This window comes from Micromonospora sp. WMMA1363, from assembly GCF_030345795.1.
GTDB lineage: Bacteria > Actinomycetota > Actinomycetes > Mycobacteriales > Micromonosporaceae > Micromonospora.
In genome coordinates this window covers 72,689-97,905 of record NZ_JAUALB010000001.1, presented here as the reverse complement: position 1 = coordinate 97,905, position 25,217 = coordinate 72,689, and the positions used below count along the sequence as shown (strand labels likewise).

The window sequence follows — 25,217 nt, the reverse complement described above, 5'->3', positions numbered from 1 at the left end:
CGCAGGTCAGGAAGGATGAGAATAATACGCGACGTACCAGAAGGCCGGCCGGGCGCGGCCATCGTGTCCTGATATACGAACGTACTGTTGCCGCCTCCGTTTTCGGCACGCGACAGTACGCGACACCAGCGGTGCCGTCGACGCCGCCGCCCCCGGCCGACCCTGAGGAGATCGCGATGACTCTACGACTCGCCGACGGAACCGCCTGGTCCGACGTCCTGGCCCGCGCGGTGGCCGCCGCCCCCGAATCGTTCGGCACCCCGGCCGACGGCGTGACGACCCCGCACAACCTGATCGAGGGTGACTGGCGGGCGGTGGGATCACCCGCCGCGGTACGCACCCCGGTCGACAACACCGTCCTGGTCAACCTGGCCCGGGTGGACGCGGCGACCGCGCGCGCCGCGGTCGCGCACGCCGCCACCGCCCACCGGGACTGGACGCAGACCCCGCTCGCCGACCGGAAGGCGCGCGTCACCGCCGCCCTGGACGCCCTCACCGCGCACCGCGACCTGCTCGCCCTGCTACTCGTCTGGGAGATCGGCAAGCCGTGGCGGCTGGCCCGCGCCGACGTCGACCGGGCGCTGGACGGCGTCCGGTGGTACGTCGAGGAGATCGACCGGATGCTGGCCGACGGCCGGGCGCCGCTGCCCGGGCCGGTCAGCAACATCGCCTCGTGGAACTACCCGATGAGCGTCCTCGTCCACGCCGAACTGGTCCAGGTGCTCGCCGGCAACGCGGTGATCGCCAAAACTCCGTCGCAGGGCGGCGCGGTGTGCCTCACCGTCGCGCACGCGCTGATGCGCCGCGCCGGCCTGCCGGCCACGCTGCTCTCCGGCAGCGGCGAGGAGCTGTCGGAGGTGCTGGTCCGCGCCCCGGAGATCGGCGCGGTGGCGTTCGTCGGCGGTCGCTCCAACGGCGGCAAGGTGGCCGCGGCTCTGCTGGACACCGACAAGCGGCACTTCATCGAGCAGGAGGGGCTCAACGCCTGGGGCATCTGGAACTTCTCCCAGTGGGACCTGCTCGCCGGGCACCTGAGGAAGGGCTTCGAGTACGGCAAGCAGCGATGCACCGCGTATCCCCGGTTCGTCGTCCAGCGGGACCTGGTCGACGAGTTCCTCGCGATGTACCTGCCGGTCGCCCGCTCCGTCCGGTTCGGACACCCGCTCGCCGTGAGCGACGACTGGTCGGCCGGCGACCCACTTCCCGAGCTGGACTTCGGCCCGCTGATCAGCGGCGCCAAGGCCGAGGAACTGCGCCGCAAGGTCGACGAGGCGCTCCGCGACGGCGCCGTCCCGCTGTACCGGGGCAAGCTCGACGGAGCACCGTTCCTCGACGGGCAGGACACCTCGGCGTACGTGGCGCCGTCGGTGCTCCTCGCCCCGCCGGGGCGGTCCCGGCTGATGCACGCCGAGCCGTTCGGCCCGGTCGACACCATCGTGGTGGTCGACACCACCGACGAACTGCTCGCCGCGATGAACGCCTCCAACGGTGCGCTCGTCGCCTCACTGGCCTGCGACGACGAGGACGAGGCGGCGAAACTCGCGGTCGACCTCCAGGCGTTCAAGGTGGGTATCAACAAGCCGCGCTCGCGGGGCGACCGGGCGGAGCCGTTCGGTGGCCGCGGCGCCTCCTGGAAGGGGGCGTTCGTCGGTGGTGACCTGCTGGTTCAGGCGGTCACGATCGGCGACGACGATCACCTCTACGGCAACTTCCCGGACCGTACGACGCTACCGCCGAACGTCTAGGGGTCGTACTACGAAGCCGCTGTCGCACAGCGACCCGATCCCCCGCCGCCGGGCGCGATGCCGGCGACGGCTTCGTGGTGATGTTCTCCCGCGCCGGGAGCCGGCCGTCCCGCGGTCATCGGGGATTTGCAGTCCATGCCGCCGGTCAGGAACCCGCCCGCCCGAGCGTGGGGACGTCGACGGCCAACGGCACTGTCAGCATGACCAGCGACCCGTCCCGTTCCACCACCGCGGGTCGCTCCAGCCGACGCGCGGTACGCAGCATCGGCGTGTTCTCCGCCTGGGTGTGCAGGACGAGAGCCGCGTACCCGGCCCGCTCGGCGTGCCGGACCAGCCGGCGCAGCAGATTCGATCCGAGCCCACGGCGCTGCCAGTCGTCGCGCACCAGCAGCGCCGCCTCTGCCACGTCCCCTTCGGCGAGCAGGTTGGCCATTGCCACCACCGGTTCCACCGCCTCGCCGGAGCCGGTGGTGGTCGCGAGGAGGGTGACGCCCCGCGCCGGTTCGAGCAGCCGGCGCAGCCGGGCCGGCGCGGGCGTCGTCGACCCACCCAGGTACCGGCGGTATCGGCTCCGCCCCGAGCACCGCTCGTGCAGGTCGACGACGCCCAGCAGGTCCTCTCCGGTTGCCGGGCGCACCTGCACCTCGGCACCGTCGGGTAGCACCAGGTTGACCCGCTCGGCGGCCCGCCGCGCGGCGGTCGCGCCCAGTTCGACCAGCGTCTGGGCTCGGGCGTACTCGGCCGGGGTGAACCTGGGGACCGCCCGCCGCAGTTCGTAGGATCCGCCGCCCGGGTCGGCCAGCAGCATCCCGCTCGGAGTGAACCGGGGGCCGGCGTTGGCCGGCATCGGTCGCCACGTCACCGAATCGGCACCGAGCAGGGCACGCAGCGCCTCCCCGGTCGCATCCGGGTCCCGCACCAGGCGGGCGGCCAGGCCGAGCACCCGGGTCGGCTGGTCGGCCAGCCCACGCGCCTCGCTACGCGCCACCCAGCAGTCACGTCCCCGCCCCCGCTCCACGGCGGCGACGAGCCCGGCCTCGTCGAGTGAGTCCGGGGCGTCGACGAGGAAGTCGTCGACCGCGCCCCGCTCCGTGGTGTGCACCTGAACCGCGAGGATGTTGACCCCGCTCAAGGCCAGACTCGCCGTGAGTACCGACAGGTAGCCCGGCCGATCGTCCACGGTGGCTCGGATCCGCCACAGCGTCATGGTTCGCTCCCTTCCCCCGCACGACCCTCACCGCTGGCGGTTGCCGGATAGTTGCCCCGGGATGACGGTCCGGGATCCACCGCTGCGGACTGCGCCACAGTCGCCCGCACGGTCCGCGCCACGGTCGCGGTCAGCCAACTGCGGGCGGCGTGCCGACCAGGTCGAGGCGGTCGCCGAGGATCACCGCGCTGGCGCGCACCAGCTGGGCGAGCCGGTCCACCTCGATGGCGTGGAACGCGGCGGCCGCCCGGGACTCACCGCCCTCCCGCGCCACCACCAGCACCAGGCCGGCGCGCCCGAACGGCGCGACCGCGAAGTGGGCACCGTCGGGCACGCTGATCGCCCGGGCGCGCAGCGGAGTCACGTCCGGCAGCCGCGGGGGTACCGGGGCCTGCCAGCTCGCGTGTCCGATGGTTGCCTCGCTGCCGGCACCGGCCCGGGAAGCCCAGTCGACCGGCACCACCGCGGCGACAGCCCAGTCGGCGGCGAGCAGCCCCGGCGCCGCGTCGACCACGGTCGCCAGCCCGTCGGACGGGTTCGCCGCCACCTGGGCGAGCAGTTCCGCGTCCTGCCCCGTGGCGGTGGGCGCGCCGATCGCCCGCCACACTCCGTCCACCCGGACCCCGGGGATTGCCGCCAGGCCGGCCATCAACCGCTCCACCCGAGCCGCACCGGGCCAGACCACGGTGAAGTCGTCCACCGCCCGCCCGCCGAGCCGCTCGAGCACGACCACCTGCACGATGTCCGCGCCGGACACGCCCAACGTCCGCGCCACCTGACCGAGGGTGCCCGGACGGTCCGGCAGGGTGACCCGAACGCGCAACAACATGTGATCCTCCGCTTCGGCGGGCCGGCGTGGTCCGCCGGCGGGCTGGACACCAGCCTGCCCCGCGACCGTTTCGCCCCTGTTGCAGCGGGATGTTCCGGGGGAAAATCTGACCTTGACAACAAGGCTGAGCTGCCATCAACTAATCGGATGACCGAGCCGGCCGTCCCCTCCACCCCACAGGGCACTCCGCGGGGGCTGGACCTGGGCCGACTTGCCGCGTACCTGGCGACGCACCAGCCCGAACTGGCCGCCGGCGAGCTGCGGGCCACCCTGATCGCCGGTGGCAAGTCCAACCTGACGTACCTGCTGCACGCCGGCGAGCACGAGGTGGTGCTGCGCCGTCCACCGCTCGGGCACGTGCTGGCCACGGCGCACGACATGGCCCGCGAGTTCCGGGTCATCTCGGCACTCGCCCGCACCGACGTGCCGGTCCCGGCGGCGCTGCTGCTCTGCCCGGACCCGGACGTGCTCGGGGCGCCGTTCTACCTGATGGAACACGTCCCCGGCGAGGTGTTCCGCAGCCGCGCCCAGACCGACCCGCTCACCGCCGACCAGCGGCGCGAACTGGCGATGGCGATGATGGACACCCTCGCCGCCCTGCACACCGTCGACCCGATGGCGGTGGGGCTGGCCGACTTCGGCCGCCCGGAGGGGTATCTGGCGCGGCAGGTGCGTCGCTGGTCGGGGCAGCTCGACCGGTCACGCAGCCGGCCGCTGCCCGGCATCGACGAGCTACACGACCGGCTCGTGGCGACGACCCCGGACGGCGCCGACACCGGCCGGATCGTGCACGGCGACTACCGACTGGACAACCTGCTCGCCACCGCCGACCCGGTCGCGGTCCGGGCGGTGCTCGACTGGGAGATGGCCACCCTCGGCGACCCCCTCGCCGACCTGGGCCTGCTGCTGACCTACTGGGACGTCCTCGGCGACGGCGACGCCGCTGCGGGCAACCCGGTCTCCGACGGGCTGGGCCCGCGGGCCGGCTTCCCCACCGGCGGTGAGCTGATCGAGCGGTACGCCGACCGCAGCGACGTGGACGTCGGCCCACTGCACTGGCACGTGGCGCTGGGCTGCTTCAAGCTCGCGGTGATCTGCGAGGGCATCCACTACCGGCACTCCCGGGGGCAGACCCTCGGCGAGGGTTTCGACGGGATCGGCGACATCGTGGCGCCGCTGGTGGCGCACGGTCTCACCGCACTGGAGGAGCAGTGATGGACTTCGCTTACGACGCACGCACCGAGCAGCTGCGGGCCGAGCTGACCGTCTTCCTGGAGCAGCACGTCTTCCCGGCCGAGGCGGTGCACGCCGAGCAGGTCGCCGGCGCCGGCGACCCGTGGGCGCGTCCGCCGGTCATGGCCGAGCTGAAGGCGGAGGCCCGCAAGCGCGGCCTGTGGAACCTGTTCCTGACCGACGCCCGCTACGGCGCCGGCCTGACCAACCTCCAGTACGCGCCGCTCGCCGAGCTGACCGGCCGCAGCCCGCACCTGGCCCCCGAGGCGCTGAACTGCGCGGCACCGGACACCGGCAACATGGAGCTGCTCGCCGAGTTCGGCAGCGAGGCGCAGCGCGAACGGTGGCTGCGCCCGCTGCTGGAGGGAGAGATCCGCTCGGCGTTCTGCATGACCGAGCCGGACGTGGCCTCCTCCGATGCGACCAACATCGCCACCCGGATCACCCGCGACGGCGACCACTATGTCGTCAACGGCCGCAAGTGGTGGTCGACCGGAGCGATGGACCCGTGCTGCGAGTTCTTCGTCGTGATGGGCAAGACCGACCCGTCGGCCGACCGGCACCGGCAGCAGAGCATGATCCTGGTTCCCCGGGACTCGCCGGGCGTGACGGTGCGCCGGGGGATGCACGTCTTCGGATACCGCGACGGCCCGCACGGCGGGCACGCCGAGATCGACTTCAACGACGTCCGGGTGCCGGCGGAGAACCTGGTCGGCAGCGAGGGCTCCGGGTTCGCCATCGCCCAGGCCCGACTCGGCCCGGGACGGATCCACCACTGCATGCGGCTGGTCGGGATGGCCGAGCGGGCGTTGGAGCTGCTCTGCCGTCGCGTCCTGGACCGGGTCGCGTTCGGCCGGCCACTCGCCGAGCAGGGCGTGGTGCGGGAGTGGATCGCCGAGTCCCGGGTCCGCATCGAGCAGGCCCGGCTACTGGTGCTCAAGACCGCCTGGCTGATGGACACGGTGGGCAACAGGGGCGCGCACACCGAGATCCAGGCCATCAAGATCACCACCCCGGCGATGGCGGAGTGGGTGATCGACAAGGCGATTCAGGCGTACGGCGGGGCCGGCGTCAGTCAGGACACCCCCCTGGCCGCGCTCTGGGCGCAGACCCGCACCCTCCGCCTCGCCGACGGCCCCGACGAGGTCCACAAGTCCTCCCTCGCCAAGCGCGAACTCCACCGCCACACCCCCGTACCTGACTCGAACCAGCCACCCATCCGCTGAGCCTGCCCGCGATCTTGCGCTTTCGGTCTCCGTCTGCCGGCTTGGGGCCAGCATGGCCGGCCAAAACGCGAGACCGCCCAGGAGCCCGGTGGCTCGGGGACCTGGGACGGTGGGGTGGGGTCAGGTGCTGGCGCGTTCGATCAGTCGGGTGTCGAGCAGGACGTTCGGGGCGGCGAGATCCTCGCCACGGATGCGGGACACCAGCAGCCGCGCCATCTGCCGGCCCATCTCCTCCACCGGCTGGAAGACCGTGGTCAGCGGCGGGTCGGTCTGCCGGGCGACCGGGGCGTCGTCGAAGCCGACCACGGCGACGTCCTCGGGCACCCGCCGACCGGCCTCCCGCAACACCCGTAACGCGCCGAGGGCCATCAGGTCGGAGGCGACGAAGACCGCGTCCAGGTCGGGGCAGACCTCCAGCAACCGGCGCATGGCGACCGCCCCGCTGCCCTCACCGAAGTCCCCGTACGCGATCAGGTCCGGGTTGACCCCACCCAGCGCGGCGGTGACCGCCTCCCGGTAGCCGGTCAGCCGGCCTACGCCAGCGCCCATGTCCTGGGGGCCGGCAATGGTGGCGATCCGCTGCCGCCCGCGCGCGGCGAGATGCTCGGCCGCTCGCCGGGCACCGCCGATGTTGTCCACGTCGACGAACCAGGCGGGCTGGACGCCGGGGCGCAACATCCGTGCCGCGCGACCGCCGAGCACGGTCGGCAGGCCGCGTTCCTCCAACAGCGTCGGCAGCGGGTCGGCGTCATGCAACGACAGCAGCAGGACACCGTCGACGTGCTGGCTGGTCAGGTGGTGCTCGACCCGCTCCCGCTCGATCGGGGACTGGACCATGGCGAGCCAGAGTTGCAGGCTGGTCTCCAGCAGCCCGGAGCTGACGCCCCGGACGATGCCGGCGAAGAACGGCTCGGTGAATACCCGGTCGCCGGATTCCGAGACGACCAGGGCCACCGAGTCGGTGCGCTGGGTGACCAGGGCGCGGGCGGCCCGGTTCGGCACATATCCCAGCTCGGCGATCGCCTGCTGCACCGCGGCCCGAGCCTCCGGGCTCACCTGGGGTGAGCCGTTGACGACGCGGGAAACCGTGCCGCGGCCGACTCCGGCGCGCGCGGCCACCGCGTCGAGGGTCGGGCGACCGAGCGACCGGCTACGCTGCGTTGTCATCGTCTGCTCCTCCGACGTCGGACGGGTCCCGGTGCCACCGGGTGCCACCGGGACCGCCCGAATGGCTGGCCCGAGCCTATTGTGCGGCCAGCCCGTTACGTCGGATCACCTCGGCGTACCGCCACGCCCTCGATCTGGTAGGCCGCCGGACACCAGGCGGCGCACGGCCGACGCGGCTCAGCAGAACCGTCGCAGGAGGGTGCCGACCCGGCCGGCGTCGAACATCTCCGGGTCGAACCCGTCGCCCACCCAGCCACGCAGCACGTGATGCTCGGGGTGGCCCGGTTCCGCGAGCGCGGCCAGCAGCGCCTGGTAGCCGACCGGACCGCCGATGTCCTCCGGCGGGCCAGCCCGCTCGCCGTCGAGGCACGCGGGGTAGCGCTCCTCCGGGTCGGCGGTGAAGACGTCCTCGACCAGCAGGTCGTGTTCCCACCAGTCCCCGAAGTCGTACGTGTAGTGGAACCGGCTGCCCTTGCCGACCACGGCGTCCAGCCGGACGTCCAACTCGTCGAGCAGGGACAGCTGTCCGTCCGGGTCGGGTTCCCCGTACTGCCGACCGTCGATCTCGAACGAGTGTAGGTGGCAGTCCCGCCACCCCGTCGCGTGCTGTACCACCCGGTGCACCCGGTCGAGCGTGTACCCGCCAGGGACGAGGACCCGGCGCCAGACCGGTGGCCGGATCCCGGTCAGGGAGATCCTCAGCTGGAAGATCTGACGCGGCATGCTGTCCCATCCTCCCTCGGCATAGGCTGCGAGCATGATCTGCCGAGCGTGCCGGGGGCGGCGGCACGACGACTGTCCGGGCCGGAACTGGTGCGACTGCCAGCACCGTACCCCCGGCCCACCCCTCCGGTCACGGGTCCGGCCAGCGAGTGAACGTCGGAATGCCGATTTCCGCGCTCTGGCCCGAGCCATCCGCGCTGCCACTCGACGACGCCGCGCTGGCGGTGCTCTACGGCCGGGCGGACCGTCCGCGACTGCGAATGAACTTCGTGTCGAGCGTCGACGGCGCGGTCGCCGTGGACGGCTACTCGGCCGGGCTCTCCGGCGAGCCGGACAAACGGATCTTCGGCCTGCTGCGGATGCTCTGTGACGGCCTTGTGGTGGGCGCCGGCACGCTGCGCCACGAGGGGTACCGGGCGGTCCGCCTCGACAGACCACGGCGCGCCTGGCGCCGCGAGCACGGCCTGGCCGAGTACCCGACCCTCGTCGTCGTCTCCGGATCGCTCGACCTGAATCCGACGCAGGCCGCCTTCGCCGACGCACCGGTCCGGCCGGTGGTGCTCACCCACGCCGACGCCACCGTTCCACCCGGCCTGCCCGAGGTGGCCGACGTCGTCACGTGCGGCGACGACCGCGTGGACCTCGCAGTGGGCCTCGGCGAGCTGCGCCGCCGCGGCCTCGACCAGCTGCTCTGTGAGGGCGGCCCACGGCTGTTCGGCGCGCTCACCGCGGCCGACCTGGTGGACGAGGTCTGCCTGACGGTCGCCCCGCTGCTCGCCGGCCCGGGTCCGGGCCGGATCACCGCCGGCGCGGCGAGTCCGGTGCGGCGGCTGTCCCTGCGCCACGTGCTCGCCGCCACCGACGGCGGGCTGATGCTCCGCTACGCCCGCTGAGCCGCCTCCGGCCCCGTAGCCTGGGATCGTGGGTCCGTATCCGGGGCCGAAGCGCCTGGCCGACGACGACGCCATCCGCCGCGGTGTGCTGCTCGCCGGCACGCTGTTGATCGGGGCGGGAGTCGTTGACGCCGTCGTGGCCTATGCCACCACGTCACCCGACCGGTTCGTGATCGCGACGGGCGACAACCTGTTCCTGCTCGACATCACCGGCTGGACCTGGCTACTCGTCATCGTCTCCACCGCCGTCGCCGCGGCCGGTGTCCTGGTCCTCGCCCGACGGCGGTGGACCTCGGCGGTCGGCCTGGGCTTCGGGCTGGTGGGTCTCGGACTCAACCTCGCCTTCCTGCCCTACGTCCCGCTGCAGACCATCCTGGTCGCCGGTCTCACCGTCGCGGCGGCCCGGCTGCTGCTACGGCATCTCTTCCCGCCCCGCCCGTCCAGTTCGCTCCGCCCGCTCCGCTGAGCGTCGCGACCGAGGTCAGCCATGGTCCGGTGCGGTCTCGGACGGAGAGTACGGACGTGGCGACGCCCCCGGGGGGAGGCTGTGCGGGCCGGATCCCCCGGGTAGGCGGTGGCGGACCGGGCGGCACGGCACGGCGGTTACCGAGCTTCGCAGATCTTACCGGTGAAGGCGGGATCGGCCTCCCGGTTCGCCGACCAGACCGGGTTGAGCCGCAGTGCCAGCGGCGGCGGCTGCCACGCCGCACCGAGGCGTTGGAGCAGCGCGTACTCCTCCTGCGCCCGCTCCACCGGCTCACCAGCCAGGAAGTTGAGCACCCGATCCGCGACGGCGGCCTGGTTGAGCAGCCCGCCGTGCAGCGCCGGCAGCTCGAAGACGGGAATCCGGGAGTACTCCCCGGGCGGTGCCTCGATCGCACTGACCGTCGGCAGGAAGGCCACCATCCGCACCCCCGCCACCGGACAGAGCGTACGGTTGCGGTAGAAGGGCGCGTCCGCCAGCAGTGAGCGGATGAAGGGCTGGTCCGGCGTCTCGTCCGACACGTCGGTCAGGTTCCACCAGGCCATCAGCGCCCGCAGTTCCCAACCGGCGACGACGCCCCACCCCTGCCGGATGTCCCTGGGCGGATAGTACGTCCGGCCGGGCATCACCAGCGGGCTGAACAGCAGCGCCGCCTCGACCTCGGTCTGCGGCCACTTCTCGAGGTAGGTCCGGGCCACCATGGCCCCCTCGCTGTGCCCGAGCAGGGCCACCGGCCGCTTGGTGCGCCGGTGCAGGGAATCGACGTGCGCGGCCAGGAGGGCCGCGCTCTCCCCCAACGAGATGTGGGTGTCCAGGGCCGTGTACGGAATCGGCCGGTCCTGCCCGTCCAGCCCGCGGTAGGAGTACCGCTCCACCCGCGGATCCGCGGCGGGTTCCCCGTCGTACTCGGAGTCGTGCCCGGCAATGGCGATCACCGCGAACGGGACGTTGTCCGGCAGCGGTTCGGCGATGATCGGTGGCCGCCACCCGGTCCGCTCGTCCTGGAAGTACCCCGCCACCGGCTGCACCGCGGGGAGGGCGGCCAGGGTGAGCACCACCGTCAGCGGCGCCATCGGCACGAGCCGCCAGTGCACCCGGCCGGGTGCCACGGCGATGGCGACGCTCTGCCGCCAGAGCAACCCGTTGACGACACCGACGCCGGCGGCGAGCGGGACACCCCACCGGAAGGGCACCGACGCCAGCAGGGCTCCGGCGAAGGTGAGCACGGCGAAGTTGAGCCAGGCCCACCCGACCAGGCCGATCCTCGGCAGGCCGCGCCACCAGTCGGCGACCACGCCGGCCCGGAGCAGGAACGGTGCGAGCAGCAGCAGCGGCAGCACGGAGGCGAGCAGGTACCAGGAGAGCGCGGTCGTCGCGAAGGCCATCGACAGCGCCACCCACGGCGAGAGGATCACCGCGGTCAGCACGGCGACCCAGATGTTGCGCCGGAGCAGCCACTGCCACGACGGACACGGCGTCCCCGTCGGCCAGGCCAGCGTGGCGAACGCCGCGGAGAGGACTCCGCGCAGCACCGACAACGCCACGAACGCGAGGATGAAACCGGGGATCGTCTGGTGGTAGACGAACAGCCAGCGCAGCTCGTGGTATGTGCCGTACGGCCAGACGGCGGTGATCTGCGGTGACAGGCCCCGCGCCGCCTGGAAGCCGACCACGGCGAGAATGGCCGCCTCCACCGCAGGCAGCACCGCCGCCAGGGCGAGCAGCGCCCCGAGCCGGGCGCGGGGCGTCCGAAGCGCGACTTTGTGGTCAGCCATCCGTAGCAGGATCCCCCGACACCGCCACCGACGGTGGTCGAACCGGGCCCCGGTCACACGCCGGTGGCCGGGGGTGCCGTTCCGGTCGCCGGGCGCCGACTCCCCCGGCCACCGGCCGGGGGAGGGCGAGGCGGCCGGCCCGCCACCGGTCGCGGAGCAACGGTCCGCGGTGCGGGGCACGGTCTCCGCCGCACCGCGCTCGGCGGTACGTGATCATCCGGGCGCCCCGGTGGGGTTCGTCGCGTCGCGTGGCGCGCTGTCGTACTCCTCGGGCAGGATGCAGGGCGTGTGTCCCGACGACGAACAGCCCCGCGGAGTAGCCCGATGACCGACGATGGTTTCGCCGGCCCGGGCGAGGAGGTCGGCCGGGTGCTCGGCACCGCCGACGCGACCCCGCTGCAGTTCTGGACGGCGGTCTCTCCCACCAGCTACCTGCAACTCGACGACGTCGTGGTGACCCGGCGCGAGCTGCCGGACCGGGAGCCGGTGACGATCGCCGGGGTGGTCACCCAGGTGCGGGCCCGGCACGAGGGCGCCCAGTTCGACTCCGACGTCTTCGCGATCGCCGACGGCACCCTCCCCGCCCAGGTGCAGGAGGCCGCCGAGATCACCACCACCCGGGTCGACCCGGAGCTGTACGTGCCGCCGTCACCGGGGGCGGTCGTGCACCGCGCCGAGGGGGACGCCCGGGCCCGGGCGCTGCACTTCGACCGGATGGAGCGCCGCGTCCCGATGGGCATGGGCCGCGACGGGGTGCCGGTCTACCTCAACGCCGACTTTCTCGACGGCACGCGGGGCGCGCACGTCTCCATCTCCGGCATCTCCGGTGTCGCCACCAAGACCAGCTTCGCCACCTTCCTGCTCTACTCGGTGTTCCGCTCCGGGGTGCTCGGCGGCGACGCGGTCAACGCCAAGGCGCTCATCTTCAACGTCAAGGGCGAGGATCTGCTCTTCCTCGACCACCCCAACGCCCGGCTGGACGAGTCGACTCGGACCGCGTACTCGCGGCTCGGCCTGACCGCCGCCGCCTTCCCCGACGTTCGGGTGTACGCCCCGCCCCGGGTCGGCGACTCCGCCGGCACGCCGGACGTGAGCAGCCGGCTCAGCGGGGTGGACAGCTTCTACTGGACGCTCACCGAATTCTGCGCCGACCGCCTCCTGCCGTACGTGTTCGCCGATGCCGACGACGAGCGCCAGCAGTACACGATGGTGGTCCACTCGGTCGCCGCCCACCTGGCCCGGTACGCGCAGCCCGCGGACGGCGGGGTGAGCATCGACGGGGTGCGCCTCGGCACGTACGCCGACCTGGTGGACCACATCGTCGAGCAACTCAACGACGACGAGACCCGGGGCGACTGGGCCGGCAGCGCGGTCGGCCTCGGCACCGTCAACGCCTTCGCCCGGCGGCTGATCGGCAGCAAGAAGGACCTGTCCCGGCTCATCCGCGGCGATCTCGGGAGCCGCGGCGGCGCGCTCGGTCGTGGGGATCTCGCGCCCGCGCAGCGGACGCACAGCATCAACACCGCCGAGTCGGCCCAGGTGACCGTGGTCGACCTGCACAACCTCCCGGACCGGGCCCAGCGCTTCGTGGTCGGTGTGACGCTGAAGAGCGAGTTCGAACGCAAGGAGAAGGCCGGCACGGCAAAGCCGCTGCTCTTCGTCGTCCTCGACGAGCTGAACAAGTACGCCCCCCGCGAGGGCTCCTCCCCGATCAAGGAGGTCCTGCTGGACATCGCCGAGCGGGGGAGGTCGCTCGGCGTGATTCTGGTCGGCGCCCAGCAGACGGCGAGCGAGGTGGAACGGCGCATCGTCACCAACTCGGCGATCCGGGTGGTCGGTCGACTCGACCCGGCCGAGGCGTCCCGCCCCGAGTACGGCTTCCTCCCCCCGGCTCAACGACAGCGGGCCCTGCTGGCGAAGCCTGGCACGATGTTCGTCAACCAGCCCGACATCCCGGTGCCGCTCTGTTTGGAGTTCCCGTTCCCCGCCTGGGCAACGCGGGTCTCCGAGGCCGGTCGCGCACCCGCGCACACACTCCGGTCGATCACCCAGTCGGCCGACCCGTTCGCGGTGGTGGGTTCCGGCGGCGGCAGCGACGACGACATCCCGTTCTGAGGTGGTCCACCGGTGAAGGTCCTGCACACCTCCGACTGGCACGTCGGCAAGGTTCTGAAGGGAAAGTCGCGCGCCGAGGAGCACACGGCCGTCCTCGCCGGGGTGATCGACGTCGCCCGGCGGGAACAGCCGGACCTGGTGATCGTCGCCGGTGACCTGTACGACACCGCCGCGCCCACCCCCGAGGCGACCCGGCTGGTCACCCGCGCGCTGACCGCGCTGCGCCGGACCGGCGCCGACGTCGTCGCGATCGGCGGCAACCACGACAACGGCCCGGCCCTGGACGCGCTACGGCCGTGGGCCGAGGCCGCCGGGATCACCCTTCGCGGCAGCGTCCGGGAGAGCCCGGACGAGCACGTGATCGACGGCACCACCGCGGGCGGTGAGCGGTGGCGGCTGGCCGCGCTGCCGTTCCTCTCCCAGCGGTACGCGATCCGGGCAGTGGAGATGTACGAACTGACCGCCGCCGAGGCCACCCAGACGTACGCCGACCACCTCGGCCGGATCCTCAACCGGCTGGCCGAGGGCTTCACCGGGCCGGACCGGGTGCACCTGGTCACCGCCCACCTGACGGTCGTCGGGGCGACGACGGGCGGCGGCGAGCGGGACGCGCACACCGTGCTGGGCTACGCCGTCCCCGCGACGGTCTTCCCGGGCACCGCGCACTACGTGGCGCTCGGGCACCTGCACCGCTCGCAGCGGGTCCAGGGGCCCTGCCCGATCCGCTACAGCGGCAGCCCCCTCGCGGTCGACTTCGGCGAGCAGGAGAACGTCCCCTCGGTGACGGTGGTCGAGGTGACCGCGACGACGGCCGCGCAGGTCCGGGAGGTCCCGATCACGGCCGCGGCCGCCCTGCGGACGGTCCGGGGCACCCTCGCGCAGCTCGCCGAGATCGAGGTGCCGGATGCCTGGCTGCGGGTCTACGTGCGGGAGCAGCCCCGCGCCGGCCTCCGCGAGGAGGTGCAGGAACTACTCCCCCGCGCGTTGGAGATCCGGATCGACCCGGAGCTGGTGCCCGCGCCGGGCAGCGGCACGCGGGTCGCCCAGCGGGCCGGTCGCTCCCCGCACGAGCTGTTCGCCGACTATCTGGACAGCCGGGGCCACGCCGACGAGGGTGTCCGGGACCTCTTCGACGAGCTGTTCGAGGAGGTCGAGCACTGATGCGGCCGATGCGACTGGACCTGGCCGGGTTCACCGTCTTCCGCGAGGACACGACGATCGACTTCACCGACGCCGACTTCTTCGCCCTGGTCGGGCCGACCGGCTCGGGCAAGTCGACGGTGCTGGACGCGATCTGCTTCGCGCTCTACGGCACTGTGCCCCGCTGGGGTGGCACCCGCGGTCTGGCGAACGCGCTGGCCCCCTCGGCGACGGAGGCTCGGGTCCGGCTCGTTTTCGAGTCCGCCGGCGATCGTTACGTGGCGACCCGGGTGGTGCGCCGGGACGGCCGGGGCAACGTCAAGACCGCCGGTGCCGGCCTCCAGGTCATGCCGGCCGGCTTCGACCCGACGAAGCTCGACACCGGCCTCAGCCCGGACGACCTCGGCGAGGTGCTGGCCGGCACCGCCGCCGAGATGGACGGCGCGGTGCTGGCGGCGGTTGGGCTGCCGTACGAGCAGTTCACCAGTTGCGTGGTACTGCCGCAGGGCCAGTTCGCGGATTTCCTGCACGCGCGGCCGGCGACCCGTCAGCAGATCCTGGTCAACCTGCTCGGTCTCGGCGTCTACGAGCAGGTGCGGGAGAGGGCGACGGCGCGGGCCGCCCAGGCCGAGGCGAAGTTCGAGGCGGTCGACCAGGCCCTGGCCGGGCTGTCCGATGTCGACGACGCCGCGCTCGCCGACGCCTCCGCGCGGGCGGACCGGATGCGGGAGCTGACCAGGGCGGTGACCGACGCCGGACCCGAACTGGAGGCGGCCGGTGCCGCCGCTCGGGAGGCGGGCGCGGCGCTGGCCGTCCTCGACACCGATCTGGCCGTCCTCGGGGCCGTGCGCGCCCCGGACGGGACGGCCGAGGTCGCCCGGGCGGTGGCCGCCGCGCGGACCGGCGCCGACGAGGCGGCCACGGTGGTCACCCAGGCCGAGGAGCGGGAGGAGAAGCTGCGCGGTGAGCTGGCCGCCGCCGGCGACGAGAGCGCGCTGCGGATGCTGCTGAAGGCGTATGCCGACCGAAAGCGGTTGGCCGGCGAGGCGGAGCCGGTCCGAGCGGCGGTGGCGGCGGCGCACGACGAGCACGAGGTGGCCTCGACGGCGCTGGTGGCGGCGCGGGCGACGGCGGAGCGGGCGGAGGCCGAGCTGGAGGTGGCCTTCCGGGCGCACGAGGAGGCGAAGGCGACCGACCAGGCGGTGGCCCTGCGCGCGCACCTACGCGACGGTGCCCCCTGCCCGGTCTGTGAACAGTCGGTGACCCGGGTGCCCGCGCTGCCGCCGGGTTCGGCGGTGGCGGCGGCGGTCGCCGCCGGGAAGGCGGCGCGCGCCGCCAGCGAGGCGGCGAAGGCGGCGGTGCGGGAGCGCGACGGCGCCGCTCGCGAGCTGGAGCGGGTGCTGGTGGCGGCGCGGGCGCGGCAGGAGCAGCTCGACGTCCGGCTGGCCGAGCTGGACGGCCAGCTGACCGGCGTGGCCGAGCCCGTCGCGCTCCGTCGCGAGCTGGACGAACACGCCCGGCTGCGCCGGGCGCTGGAGGAGTCCGCGGCGGCCGTGCGCGCCGGGCGGGACGCGGCCCGTCGGGCGCGGGCCGAGGTGGACGCGGCCGAGGAGCGACTGCGGACGGCGTGGCGGGCCTTCGACGCGTCCCGCGACGAGTTGGCCCGCTTCGGCCCTCCCGCCGCCGACCGGGAGGACGTGGCGGTCGCCTGGGCCGCCCTCACCGGCTGGGCCGACTCCGAGGCGAAGCGCCGCCGCGACGATCGGGCCGGCCGGGTGGCGGCGGTGGCCGAGGCCGAGGCCCGGGTGGCCGCCGTCGAGGAGCGCGTCGCCGGGCTGCTCACCGCCGCCGGGGTACCGGCCGCCGAGGACCCGGTCCGGGCCGCCGCGGTCGCCCTGGAGCGCGCCGAGGCCGAGCTGCGCGAGCTGGTCCGCCGCCGGGAGCGGGCCAGTGAGCTGCGCGAGCAGCGGTCCGGGTACGAACGGCAGGCACAGGTGGCCCGCGCGCTCGCTGGGCACCTGCGGGCCAACAACTTCGAGCGCTGGCTGCTCGCCGAGGCACTCGACCTGCTGGTCGAGGGTGCCTCGCGGATCCTGCGGGAACTCTCCGGCGACCAGTACGACCTGGTGCACGACAAGGGTGAGTTCTTCGTGGTCGACCACCACGACGCCGGGCTGCGGCGCGGGGTGCGCACCCTGTCCGGCGGGGAGACCTTCCAGGCGTCCCTGGCCCTGGCCCTGGCGCTGTCCGAGCAGCTCGCCGGGATGTCCACCACGGCGGCGAGCCTGGAGTCGATCGTGCTGGACGAGGGGTTCGGCACGCTCGACGCGGCCACGCTGGACACGGTCGCCGCCACGTTGGAGAACCTCGCCGCTCGCGGTGACCGGATGGTCGGCGTGGTCACCCACGTGCCGGCGCTGGCCGAACGCATCCCGGTCCGGTTCGAGGTCCGCAAGGACGCCCGGTCGGCCCGCGTCGAGCGGACCGGCCGGTGAGCGCCGGCGGCGGCCGGCGGGCGGCGTCCCGCCCCGCCGTGGGGCGGCCCGCGTGAGCCGGTTCTTCGTCGACGCGTGGGACCCGGCGTACGGGACGTCGTTCGAGGCGACCGGCGGTGGCCCGGCCGCGCCCAGCAGTGCCCGGGTCGAGGCTGACCACGAACTACCCGCCGTGGACTGGCGGGGAATCGGGCCGCGGCCCGGTGTCCGCCCGCCGGACATGGTGCTGCTCGTCGACGGGGTCCGTCGGATCGACGCCAGTCTGTGGATTGCCGAGGACGACGGCGGGTCGTATCCGGGCCTGGCCGCCTCGTACGCGGCCGGCGTGGTCCGCTGTGACCTGGAAGGCGGCGTGGCGCGGCTGGCCGGCGCGAAGGTTGGCCGGGGTCTGTTCACCGCGAGCCCGTCGGCCGGTGACGTGCGGGCTGGCAGCGTCCGCTACCCGGTGCACCGGGTCGGTGGCAGCGGTGAGCTGGCCAAGCTGCCGGCCGCCGTGCAGGGGCCGCTGACCGCGCTGGAGGTGGAGGTTTCCGGCGCGGCCCGCACCGACGGGGACCTGCTGGTGGTGGACGGTCCGCTGCGCAACCGGCGGCAGTTGCCCCGGACGCTCGGCTACGTGAAGACCCAGCACAGCCAGTACCTGGACGCGCGGCTGACGGCCGTGGTCACCGGGCTCGCGGCCGGCGAGCGGTCCCCGGTGTTCCGGCTGGGCACCGCCTGGGGCGGCTGGTCGTGGTATCTGCGGCTGCCGGTGGCCCACGGCGCGCCGTGGGCGGGCGTGGTGCGGGTGGAGTGCTCCGCCGACCTCGACGTCGCTGAGGCGGTGGCGCTGGCCGACCGGTCCGTGGTCACCTTGCCCCGCTTCGCGTCCACCCCGTACAAGGACCCGCGCGCCCCGCAGAACCTGGTCCCCATCGCCGGGTTGGAGCGCCGGCTGCGGGCGCTGCTCGGCGACGCCCGACTGCTGTACCGCGCGCTCACCGTCGCCGCGCGGGCCGCCACACCACCCCGGGCGCCCGCCAGCGCGCCACCCGCCGGCCCGCCGCGGCCCCGGCCGGCGGCCGGTGGCCGCGACTGATGGGCCGCAAACGGGCCGCCGACCGGGTGACCGCACGGGTCGACACCGGGGTGGCGGAGCTGGTGCCCGACCCGACCCGGCCGGGTTCCTGGACGCTGCTGCTCGACGGCGCGCCACAGTCCCATGTGGACCTCGCCGACCCCACCCACCTGGAGTTCGAGTACGTGCGGCGGCTCGGGGCCGCGATCGACCTGCTCGCCCCGGCCGGTGTGCCGCTGCGGGTGCTGCACCTGGGCGGCGGCGCGCTGACCCTGCCCCGGTACGTGACCGCCACCCGTCCCGGTTCCACCCAACGGGTGTGCGAGGTCGACGGTGCCCTGGTCGACCTGGTCCGCCGGGAACTGCCCTGGCCGGCCGACCCCCGGCTCCGGGTCCGGGTCGCCGACGCCCGGGCGGTGCTCAGCGCCGCTCGGGACACGAGTGTCGACGTAGTGGTCGCCGACGTGTTCGCCGGTGCCCGCACCCCGGCCCACCTTACCTCGGTGGAGTACGCGGCCGAGGTGGCGCGGGTGCTCCGTCCGGCGGGCTGGTACCTGGCGAACGTCGCCGACGGCCCGCCGCTGCGGCACGCCCGCCGTCAGGTCGCCACGGTCCGGTCGGTGCTTCCCCGGATGGCGCTGGTCGGGGACGCGGCTGTGCTGCGCGGTCGCCGCTACGGCAACCTGGTGCTGCTGGCCGGCCGGGCCGATCCACCGCTGGCGGCGCTGACCCGGCGGGTCGCCGGGGACTGGTTTCCTGGACGGTTGGTGGCCGGCGGGGAACTGGACCGGTTCGCCGGGGGCGCCGCGGTCGTCCGCGACGCAGACGCGACCGACTCCACGCCCCCACCGCCGGGGATTTTTTCGGTCCGACGTTGATCCGTCAAGGCCGGCGGTGCGTACCACCGGACGGCCAGCCCGTGGGGGGACGGCCGCAGTCATCTCCCGGAGGTCTGCATGCATGCGGTGGCGGCCGGCTGGCACGGTGACTGGGTCCGGGCGGACTGGATGTCCGCGCGATCCCAGTCGCGGTCGAGCGCGTCGGCACGCGAGGTCGACGCACGGGGTGTCCCTCGCCAGAATGGGCCGGTGACACCCCGACCCGCTCCCGGACGGCACCAGGCGACGCCGTCCGCCGAGTCGAATCACTCCGACCGCCTGGTCCGGTTACTCTACGCCGAGCACGCCGGTCCGCTGCTGGCCTTCGTCATGCGGCTGACCGCTGGGGACCGACAGCGAGCGGAGGACATCGTCCAGGAGACGCTGCTGCGGGCGTGGCGCAACGCGCACCGGCTCGGTGCGCAGGGGCAGGGCTCGCTGCGGCCCTGGCTGGTCACCGTCGCACGGCGCATCGCCATCGACGAGCATCGCAGTGAGCAGGCCCGGCCGGCCGAGACGTACGACCGGGACCTGACCGCGTTCGCCGAGGCGGACAGCACCGACCGGGTGCTGCGCACGATGACGGTGGCGGACGCGCTGCGTACGCTGAGCCAGTCGCACCGGGAGATCCTGGTCGCGACGTACTTCCGGGCCGGACGGTCCCGGAGGCAGCCGAGGAACTGGGCCTTCCGCTCGGCACGGCGAAATCACGGGTCTACTACGCGCTGCGCGCCCTGCGCACGGCTCTGCAGGAACGGGGGGTGACGGAATGAGCCGGGTGGACCACATGGACGTCGCCGCGTACGCGCTCGGCGTGCTGGACGAACACGACACCGAGCGGTTCGAGGAGCATCTCGCCACCTGCTGGGCCTGCGCGGCCGAGCTGGAGACGATGATGCCGGTGGTCGGGCTGCTCTCCGACATCGACGGCGAGACGATGAGCGCGCTGGAGCAGACGCGGACGGATCCGGCGCTGCTGGATCGGACGCTGGTCGCGGTCCGCGACCACCGCCGGAGGACACGGTTCCGGCGGGTGTTGGCGACGGCCGCCGCCGTGGTGGTCTTCGCTGGGCTGACCGGGGTGGGCTTCGTCAGCATCGCCGAGGACAGCGCCCCACCGGTCGTCGACGCCCAGCCGACCGCCGTCCCGACCGGGCCGGTGGCCACCCGCAGCAGCGATCCGAACGATCCTGGGGTCGGCGGAGAACTCCCGGAGGGCACGAAGTACAACGAGGTCGACGCGACCACCGGCGTCCAGGCCAACTTCTTCGTCGCCTCGAAGGATTTCGGCACGAAGGTCAGTTTCATCCTCGGTCGGCTGCCCGGACCACGCGCCTGCCGGCTGGTCGTGATGCGCAAGAACAACACCAGCGAGGTGGTCTCCACCTGGTCGGTGCCCGACGGCGGCTACGGCACGAACACCAACTCGACGCTACTGTCGCTGTCTGCGGCAACGTCGACCCCCATCGACGAGATCAAGCACCTCCAGGTGCAGTCGGTGGACCCGGACGGGGTGGCGAGCCCGCTGGTCACGGTACCGATCAAGTAGTCCGACGGTACCCCGGACAGGCGTCGGCCGCATTGGCCGACGTCTGTCCAGTGTTTCTTGAACACGAGCCTCTTCCGTAAGGCTCCTCTGCGCCCCAGACACGCAATACCGATCCGGCCGGTTCAATGATTCATTGGTGAAATTGGCCACTGTTCCACATTCAACCTTGACAGCACACCGCACGTATTTCCGGGTGAACTGCCAAATATGAGGAGGGCACGTGGCACAGATGAAGCGGACCGTCATCGTAGCGAGCGCGATGGTCGCACTTACGGCCTGCGCTCCCGCGGGCTACGACGGGGCGAATTCCGGCGCCGCCGAGCCGGTCGCCGTCGCCGCGGCCGAGCCCACCGCGGCCGTCGAGCCGGAGGCGACGTCGTCCGCCGAAGCTCCGGCGGACGACGTCGCCCCGCAGCAGCCGCCCGCCAACGTCGAACTCACCGACTCGCTGACCGGCAAGAAGGTCGCCCGGATGGGCAGCGTGGTCACCGACCAGGACGGATTCATCCTGTACCGCTTCGACAAGGACACCAACGACCCGGCGGCATCGAACTGCGTCGACAAGTGCGCCGAGGTGTGGCCGCCGGCGCTGACCGACGGCGACCCGCAGCTCGACGACGTCGCCGACAACCTGGTCGGCACCATCACCCGGCAGGACGGCACCCGGCAGATCACGCTCGACGGCTGGCCGCTGTACCGCTACATCGGCGACCAGAAGGCCGGGCAGTGGAAGGGCCAGGGCGTCGGCGGGACCTGGTTCGTGGTCGCCCCGGACGGCAAGAAGAACCTCACCTGCCTGCCGACGGGCACGCCGAAGCCGGTCGCGCCGCCGTCGGACGCGGAGCAGGACGAGAAATCGGACTACTCGTACTGACCCGGTAAGACCCGGTGGCCGGTCGGCCGAGGAAGATCCGGCCGGCAACCGGCGCCAGATCCGGACGTCCGGCGTACCGGCAACGCCCACGTCCGACCGCGGCGCCGGCCCGTCCCCCGGGCCGGCGCCGCACGTCGACGGACGGTCCCGAGCGTCCCGCAGCCCCCGGCGCGGATGTGGGCGGTGGGTCACCCGCGCCGGCAGGCGACCCACCGCGGTCCCCCCAACCCGCACCCACGGCCGGATCCCGGCCGACCCGCCGGTGTGGACGGCACCGCCGACGCCCTCACGGGCGCCGGCGGTGCTGTCCGTCGCTGCCGGCGCCCGTGGCAGCATGTTCGGGTGACCGGGACCGAACCCCCCGCCCGCCGGGTGCTGCGCCCACCGGCCGGGTATCGGCTGGCCGCATCGGTCCGTTCGCTCACCTTCAGCCCGTACGACCCCTGCGCCCGGATCACCGCCGGCACCTTCTGGTGGGCCGCCCGCACGCCGGCCGGACCGGCGACCCTCGCCCTGCGGCCGGCCGCCGGCGACCTGCTCGCCGAGGGGTACGGCCCCGGCGCCGACTGGGTGGTGCAGCGGGCCGACGCGGTCGCCGGCCTGCGGGACGATCTCACCGGGTTCCCCGAGCTGGCCGCCGCGCACCCGGTGGTGGCCGAGCTGGCGGCCCGGCACCGCGGGCTGCGGATGCCCGCAACCGGTCAGGTGTTCCCCCGGCTGCTGCGGGCGATCCTCGAACAGAAGGTCACCGGCAAGGAGGCCTACCGGGCGTACGCCGCGACGGTCCGCCACTTCCGGGAGGCGGCTCCCGGTCCGGCACAGCCGTTGCTGCTGCCGCCGGAACCGGCGGCGGTGGCCGCCACCCCGTACTGGGTCTTCCACCCCTTCGGTGTCGAGCAGCGCCGGGCGGAGACGCTGCGCCGGGCCGCGGCGCTGGCCGACCGGCTGGAACGCTGCCCGGATTCCGCCGACGCCACCCGCCGGCTCACCGCCGTCGCCGGAATCGGGCCGTGGACGGCCGCCGAGGTGGTGCGCGTCGCGTACGGCGACCCGGACGCGGTCAGCGTGGGTGACTACCACGTGCCGAACACGGTGGCCTGGGCCCTGGCGGGCGAGCCGCGTGGCGACGACGCCCGGATGCTGGCCCTGTTGGAGCCGTTCCGGGGGCACCGGGGTCGGGTCTGTGTCCTGCTGGAGGCCGCCGCCGTGCAGGCACCCAGGTTCGGCCCCCGCGCGCCGATCCGCTCCTTCGCGCGGTTCTAGGTAGCTCGTGTCAAACGGCGGTCAGCGGTCACAGAGTCGGCGCAACGTCCGCCCCAGCCGCCGGGCGTACGCGTGCTGCACGCCGCGTGCCAGCGGGCCGGCGGCACGCAGCAGCCACCAGTCCGGAACGCTGAACGCCACCACCTCGAACCAGACACGACCTGCGGCGTCCCAGGCTGACCACGAACGCCTCCTCGCCCCGCTCCGGGTGGCCTGGCCGGGTCCCGTAGCCGAAACCGGCCCGCTCCGGGCCGTCCTCGGCCCAGACCACCGTGCACGGGCCCCAGACCCGGACCGGGCCGACGCCCAGGCCGGGCGTGACGGCGACCTCGGGTACGGCGCACGGCGCGTCGGTGCGTCGGTGCGCATCCGCACCCCGGCGGTGCGGTGCAGCCGCCAGGTGAGGACGGCCGTGGCGGCTTCCCGGTAGCAGCCGACCGGGAGGCGGACCCGGTGCCGCAGGTGGTGGTAGCCGGCGGGCAACGGACCGTCACGGGTCGTGCCCACCTCGGCGTAGGTCAGGTCCGGCATGAACCCACCCTGTCACGGTCACTGGCCGGTACGCCGGGCACCGCGCAGCCGGCCGGCTGTGGTTGGCTGGCGCACGTGACCACACCCCCGCTGATCGCCCCCGCGACCCCCGTCGACGCCGGCGAGATCCTGACCGTGCAGCGCGCCGCGTACCTGACCGAGGCACAGCGCTACGCCGACCCGTTCCTGCCACCGCTCACCGAGACACTGGAGGAGGTGCGCGCGACGCTGGCCGGGCCGCAGACCGTGCTCACCGCCCGACTGGGCGGCCGGCTCGTCGGGTCCGTCCGGATCCGCATCGAGGACGACATCGCCCATGTGGGCCGGCTGTCGGTCGCCCCTGACCAGCAGGGCCGGGGAATCGGCGGCCGCCTGCTCCGGGCGGTCGAGGCGGTGGTGGCGGCCCGGATCTGCCGCTTCGCCCTGTTCACCGGCGCGGACAGCGAGGACAGCCTGCGGTTCTACCAGCGGCACGGGTACCGGGTGGTGGGACATGAGCCGGATCCGAACGGGGTCCGGCTTGCGGTGTTGGAGAAGCGGGCGCCGGTCCGCTGCTGATCACGCGGCCGCACGCAGGTCGGCCAGTTCCAGCGGGGTACACCGGCGCAGCAGGTCGGCCAACTCGTCGACCGTGCCGACCTCGCCGAGCACGTTCTTACCCCCGCCGAAGCGCTCCGGATACCGCTGCACCAGCCGGTAGCGGTAGCGTCCGCGGATCAGCTCGACGCTCACCCGCCACCGCCCGCAGCACCCACAGACCCATTCCGGCACCCGGCGAAGTTAGCTCTGACCAGCGGTTTCCCGATTGCCCCGGTGAGGACGAACAGGGACGCCGAGGAACGGGCCGCCCACCGTCCGACGGTGATCCTGCTCACGGTTGTCGGTGCTGTCTGGTTGACTGGTCGCCGTGAAGCTGCCGATCACCCCGCCGGTCGAGCCGATGCTCGCCAAGAGCGTTCCGAAGGTGCCCGCCACACCCGGGATGACGTACGAGCCAAAGTGGGACGGCTTTCGCTGCATCGTCTTCCGCGACGGCGACGAGGTCGAGCTGGCCAGTCGGGGCGGCAAGTTCCTGACGCGCTACTTCCCGGAGGTGGTCGAGCAGGCCCTGCGCCAGTTGCCCGAGCGCTGCGCGGTCGACGGCGAGCTGATCGTGATCCGGCGTGACGGGCCGGGTGGGCAGCCCCGGCTCGACTTCGAGTTGCTGGCCCAGCGCATCCATCCGGCCGCCTCCCGGGTGCGGCTGCTCGCCGAGCAGACCCCCGCCGACTTCGTCGCGTTCGACCTGCTGGCCCTCGACGACGAGGCGTTCCTCGACCGGCCCTACCCGGCACGACGGGCCCGGCTCGAGGCGGCGCTGGCCGGCGTCCGGCCGCCGGTGCACCTCACCCAGGTCACCACCGACCCGGCGACCGCGCGTCGCTGGTTCGACCTCTTCGAGGGCGCGGGGCTGGACGGACTGATCGCCAAGCCCGCCGACCTGCCGTACGAGCCGGGCAAGCGGCTCATGTTCAAGGTCAAGCACGCGCGCACCGCCGACGTCGTGGTGGCGGGCTTCCGGTGGCACAAGTCCGGGCCGGTGGTCGGCTCGCTCCTGCTCGGCCTCTACGACGACGAGGGCGTGCTGCACCACGTCGGGGTGAGCGCATCGTTCACCATGGCGCGCCGGCAGGAGTTGCTGGCCGAGCTCGAGCCATACCGGGACGCCGGCGCCGATCACCCGTGGGTGCACGGCGACCACGAACGCGGCCAGCGCCTCCCGGGTGGGGTCAGCCGCTGGACCGGCACGAAGAATCTGGAGTGGGAGCCGCTGCGCCCGGACCTCGTCGTCGAGGTCGGCTACGACGCGATGGAGGGCGACCGGTTCCGGCACACCGCCCGGTTCGTCCGCTGGCGACCGGACCGCGACCCCCGCTCCTGCCGCTACGACCAGCTCGACCGGCCGGTCCGCTTCGACGTGGGCCAGGTGCTGCGGGGTGACCCGGCAAGCGTCGGCCCCGCCTCCGGGCCGGCGTAGGTCGGTCCCCGACCGT

The 25,217-nt window shown here is 73.6% G+C and carries 21 protein-coding genes and 4 pseudogenes; 16 read left to right on the top strand and 9 right to left on the bottom strand.

Going from position 1 to position 25,217, the window contains the following annotated elements; genetic code table 11:
- The first annotated feature begins 176 nt into the window (after nucleotides 1–176).
- Nucleotides 177–1,745, top strand: a complete 1,569-nt coding sequence (locus QTQ03_RS00470; protein WP_289276188.1) for an aldehyde dehydrogenase family protein — start codon at nucleotides 177–179, stop codon at nucleotides 1,743–1,745.
- A 145-nt stretch (nucleotides 1,746–1,890) separates the two neighbouring features.
- On the opposite strand, the gene QTQ03_RS00465 is transcribed toward QTQ03_RS00470, so the two are convergent.
- Both QTQ03_RS00465 and QTQ03_RS00460 read right to left on the bottom strand, forming a co-directional pair.
- On the bottom strand, nucleotides 1,891–2,952 hold the full coding sequence (locus tag QTQ03_RS00465; protein WP_289276187.1) for a GNAT family N-acetyltransferase: 1,062 nt from the start codon (nucleotides 2,950–2,952) through the stop codon (nucleotides 1,891–1,893).
- Nucleotides 2,953–3,082: 130 nt separating this feature from the next.
- Nucleotides 3,083–3,781, bottom strand: a complete 699-nt coding sequence (locus tag QTQ03_RS00460; RefSeq protein ID WP_289276186.1) for an ACT domain-containing protein — start codon at nucleotides 3,779–3,781, stop codon at nucleotides 3,083–3,085.
- Between the two features lie 147 nt (nucleotides 3,782–3,928).
- Between QTQ03_RS00460 and QTQ03_RS00455 the strand changes: the two genes are divergently transcribed.
- Together QTQ03_RS00455 and QTQ03_RS00450 are read left to right on the top strand one after the other, a co-directional pair.
- Nucleotides 3,929–4,996: a phosphotransferase family protein gene (locus QTQ03_RS00455; RefSeq protein ID WP_289276185.1), complete on the top strand. Its 1,068-nt coding sequence runs from the start codon at nucleotides 3,929–3,931 to the stop codon at nucleotides 4,994–4,996.
- A complete protein-coding gene (locus QTQ03_RS00450) occupies nucleotides 4,996–6,240 on the top strand; it encodes an acyl-CoA dehydrogenase family protein (RefSeq protein WP_289276184.1) in 1,245 nt (414 codons plus the stop codon). Before QTQ03_RS00455 ends, QTQ03_RS00450 begins: the two co-directional genes overlap by 1 nt.
- Before the next feature lie 120 nt (nucleotides 6,241–6,360).
- Here the strand turns inward: QTQ03_RS00450 and QTQ03_RS00445 are convergent, their stop codons facing one another.
- Entirely contained in the window at nucleotides 6,361–7,407 is a 1,047-nt protein-coding gene (locus tag QTQ03_RS00445; RefSeq protein WP_289276183.1) for a LacI family DNA-binding transcriptional regulator, read from the bottom strand.
- Nucleotides 7,408–7,584: 177 nt separating this feature from the next.
- Complete coding sequence (locus QTQ03_RS00440) at nucleotides 7,585–8,130, bottom strand: plasmid pRiA4b ORF-3 family protein (protein ID WP_289276182.1); 546 nt, start codon at nucleotides 8,128–8,130, stop codon at nucleotides 7,585–7,587.
- A 149-nt stretch (nucleotides 8,131–8,279) separates the two neighbouring features.
- Between QTQ03_RS00440 and QTQ03_RS00435 the strand changes: the two genes are divergently transcribed.
- The gene (locus tag QTQ03_RS00435; RefSeq protein WP_289276181.1) at nucleotides 8,280–9,023 is read left to right on the top strand and encodes a pyrimidine reductase family protein; all 744 of its coding nucleotides are present in this window, start codon (nucleotides 8,280–8,282) and stop codon (nucleotides 9,021–9,023) included.
- A gap of 28 nt (nucleotides 9,024–9,051) precedes the next feature.
- Nucleotides 9,052–9,489 (top strand): DUF7144 family membrane protein, encoded by a 438-nt coding sequence (locus QTQ03_RS00430; protein WP_289276180.1) that lies wholly within the window; start codon nucleotides 9,052–9,054, stop codon nucleotides 9,487–9,489.
- Between the two features lie 137 nt (nucleotides 9,490–9,626).
- On the opposite strand, the gene QTQ03_RS00425 is transcribed toward QTQ03_RS00430, so the two are convergent.
- Nucleotides 9,627–11,282 carry a serine aminopeptidase domain-containing protein gene (locus QTQ03_RS00425; RefSeq protein WP_289276179.1) on the bottom strand — a complete coding sequence of 552 codons (1,656 nt, stop codon included), beginning with the start codon at nucleotides 11,280–11,282 and terminating at the stop codon, nucleotides 9,627–9,629.
- Nucleotides 11,283–11,606: 324 nt separating this feature from the next.
- Here QTQ03_RS00425 and QTQ03_RS00420 point away from each other — a divergent pair, with 324 nt between their 5' ends.
- The 9 genes and pseudogenes from QTQ03_RS00420 to QTQ03_RS00380 all read left to right on the top strand — a co-directional run bounded on the left by QTQ03_RS00420 (nucleotide 11,607) and on the right by QTQ03_RS00380 (nucleotide 22,653).
- Nucleotides 11,607–13,397, top strand: coding sequence for an ATP-binding protein (locus tag QTQ03_RS00420; RefSeq protein ID WP_289276178.1), 1,791 nt, complete (start codon nucleotides 11,607–11,609; stop codon nucleotides 13,395–13,397).
- 12 nt (nucleotides 13,398–13,409) lie between these two features.
- Nucleotides 13,410–14,558, top strand: a complete 1,149-nt coding sequence (locus tag QTQ03_RS00415) for an exonuclease SbcCD subunit D (RefSeq protein WP_289276177.1) — start codon at nucleotides 13,410–13,412, stop codon at nucleotides 14,556–14,558.
- Entirely contained in the window at nucleotides 14,558–17,032 is a 2,475-nt protein-coding gene (locus QTQ03_RS00410; RefSeq protein WP_289276176.1) for an AAA family ATPase, read from the top strand. Before QTQ03_RS00415 ends, QTQ03_RS00410 begins: the two co-directional genes overlap by 1 nt.
- 52 nt (nucleotides 17,033–17,084) lie before the next feature.
- Complete coding sequence (locus tag QTQ03_RS00405; protein ID WP_289276175.1) at nucleotides 17,085–18,110, top strand: hypothetical protein; 1,026 nt, start codon at nucleotides 17,085–17,087, stop codon at nucleotides 18,108–18,110.
- Nucleotides 18,110–18,967 carry a spermidine synthase gene (locus QTQ03_RS00400; RefSeq protein WP_289276174.1) on the top strand — a complete coding sequence of 286 codons (858 nt, stop codon included), beginning with the start codon at nucleotides 18,110–18,112 and terminating at the stop codon, nucleotides 18,965–18,967. The genes QTQ03_RS00405 and QTQ03_RS00400 overlap by 1 nt, the downstream gene beginning before the upstream one ends.
- A 78-nt stretch (nucleotides 18,968–19,045) precedes the next feature.
- Nucleotides 19,046–19,740 (top strand): annotated as a pseudogene (locus QTQ03_RS00395) (sigma-70 family RNA polymerase sigma factor).
- The gene (locus tag QTQ03_RS00390) at nucleotides 19,737–20,516 is read left to right on the top strand and encodes an anti-sigma factor family protein (protein WP_289276173.1); all 780 of its coding nucleotides are present in this window, start codon (nucleotides 19,737–19,739) and stop codon (nucleotides 20,514–20,516) included. Before QTQ03_RS00395 ends, QTQ03_RS00390 begins: the two are co-directional and overlap by 4 nt.
- Nucleotides 20,517–20,736: 220 nt before the next feature.
- Nucleotides 20,737–21,390, top strand: a complete 654-nt coding sequence (locus QTQ03_RS00385; protein WP_289276172.1) for a COG4315 family predicted lipoprotein — start codon at nucleotides 20,737–20,739, stop codon at nucleotides 21,388–21,390.
- A gap of 342 nt (nucleotides 21,391–21,732) precedes the next feature.
- Nucleotides 21,733–22,653, top strand: a complete 921-nt coding sequence (locus tag QTQ03_RS00380; RefSeq protein WP_289276171.1) for a DNA-3-methyladenine glycosylase family protein — start codon at nucleotides 21,733–21,735, stop codon at nucleotides 22,651–22,653.
- Nucleotides 22,654–22,674: 21 nt separating this feature from the next.
- On the opposite strand, the pseudogene QTQ03_RS00375 reads toward QTQ03_RS00380, so the two are convergent.
- The 3 pseudogenes from QTQ03_RS00375 to QTQ03_RS00365 all read right to left on the bottom strand — a co-directional run.
- Nucleotides 22,675–22,815, bottom strand: a pseudogene (locus tag QTQ03_RS00375) (DUF1990 family protein); the annotation flags it as partial.
- Nucleotides 22,816–22,888: 73 nt separating this feature from the next.
- Nucleotides 22,889–23,053 (bottom strand): annotated as a pseudogene (locus tag QTQ03_RS30150) (hypothetical protein); the annotation flags it as partial.
- Nucleotides 23,053–23,184 (bottom strand): annotated as a pseudogene (locus tag QTQ03_RS00365) (DUF1990 family protein); the annotation flags it as partial. The pseudogenes QTQ03_RS00365 and QTQ03_RS30150, both read right to left, overlap by 1 nt.
- A gap of 75 nt (nucleotides 23,185–23,259) precedes the next feature.
- On the opposite strand from QTQ03_RS00365, the gene QTQ03_RS00360 reads away from it, so the two are divergent.
- A complete protein-coding gene (locus QTQ03_RS00360; protein ID WP_289276170.1) occupies nucleotides 23,260–23,742 on the top strand; it encodes a GNAT family N-acetyltransferase in 483 nt (160 codons plus the stop codon).
- Here the strand turns inward: QTQ03_RS00360 and QTQ03_RS00355 are convergent, their stop codons facing one another.
- A complete protein-coding gene (locus QTQ03_RS00355; RefSeq protein ID WP_289276169.1) occupies nucleotides 23,743–23,955 on the bottom strand; it encodes a hypothetical protein in 213 nt (70 codons plus the stop codon). It lies immediately after the preceding gene.
- 136 nt (nucleotides 23,956–24,091) lie between these two features.
- On the opposite strand from QTQ03_RS00355, the gene QTQ03_RS00350 reads away from it, so the two are divergent.
- Complete coding sequence (locus tag QTQ03_RS00350) at nucleotides 24,092–25,201, top strand: ATP-dependent DNA ligase (RefSeq protein ID WP_289276168.1); 1,110 nt, start codon at nucleotides 24,092–24,094, stop codon at nucleotides 25,199–25,201.
- Nucleotides 25,202–25,217 lie beyond the last annotated feature (16 nt).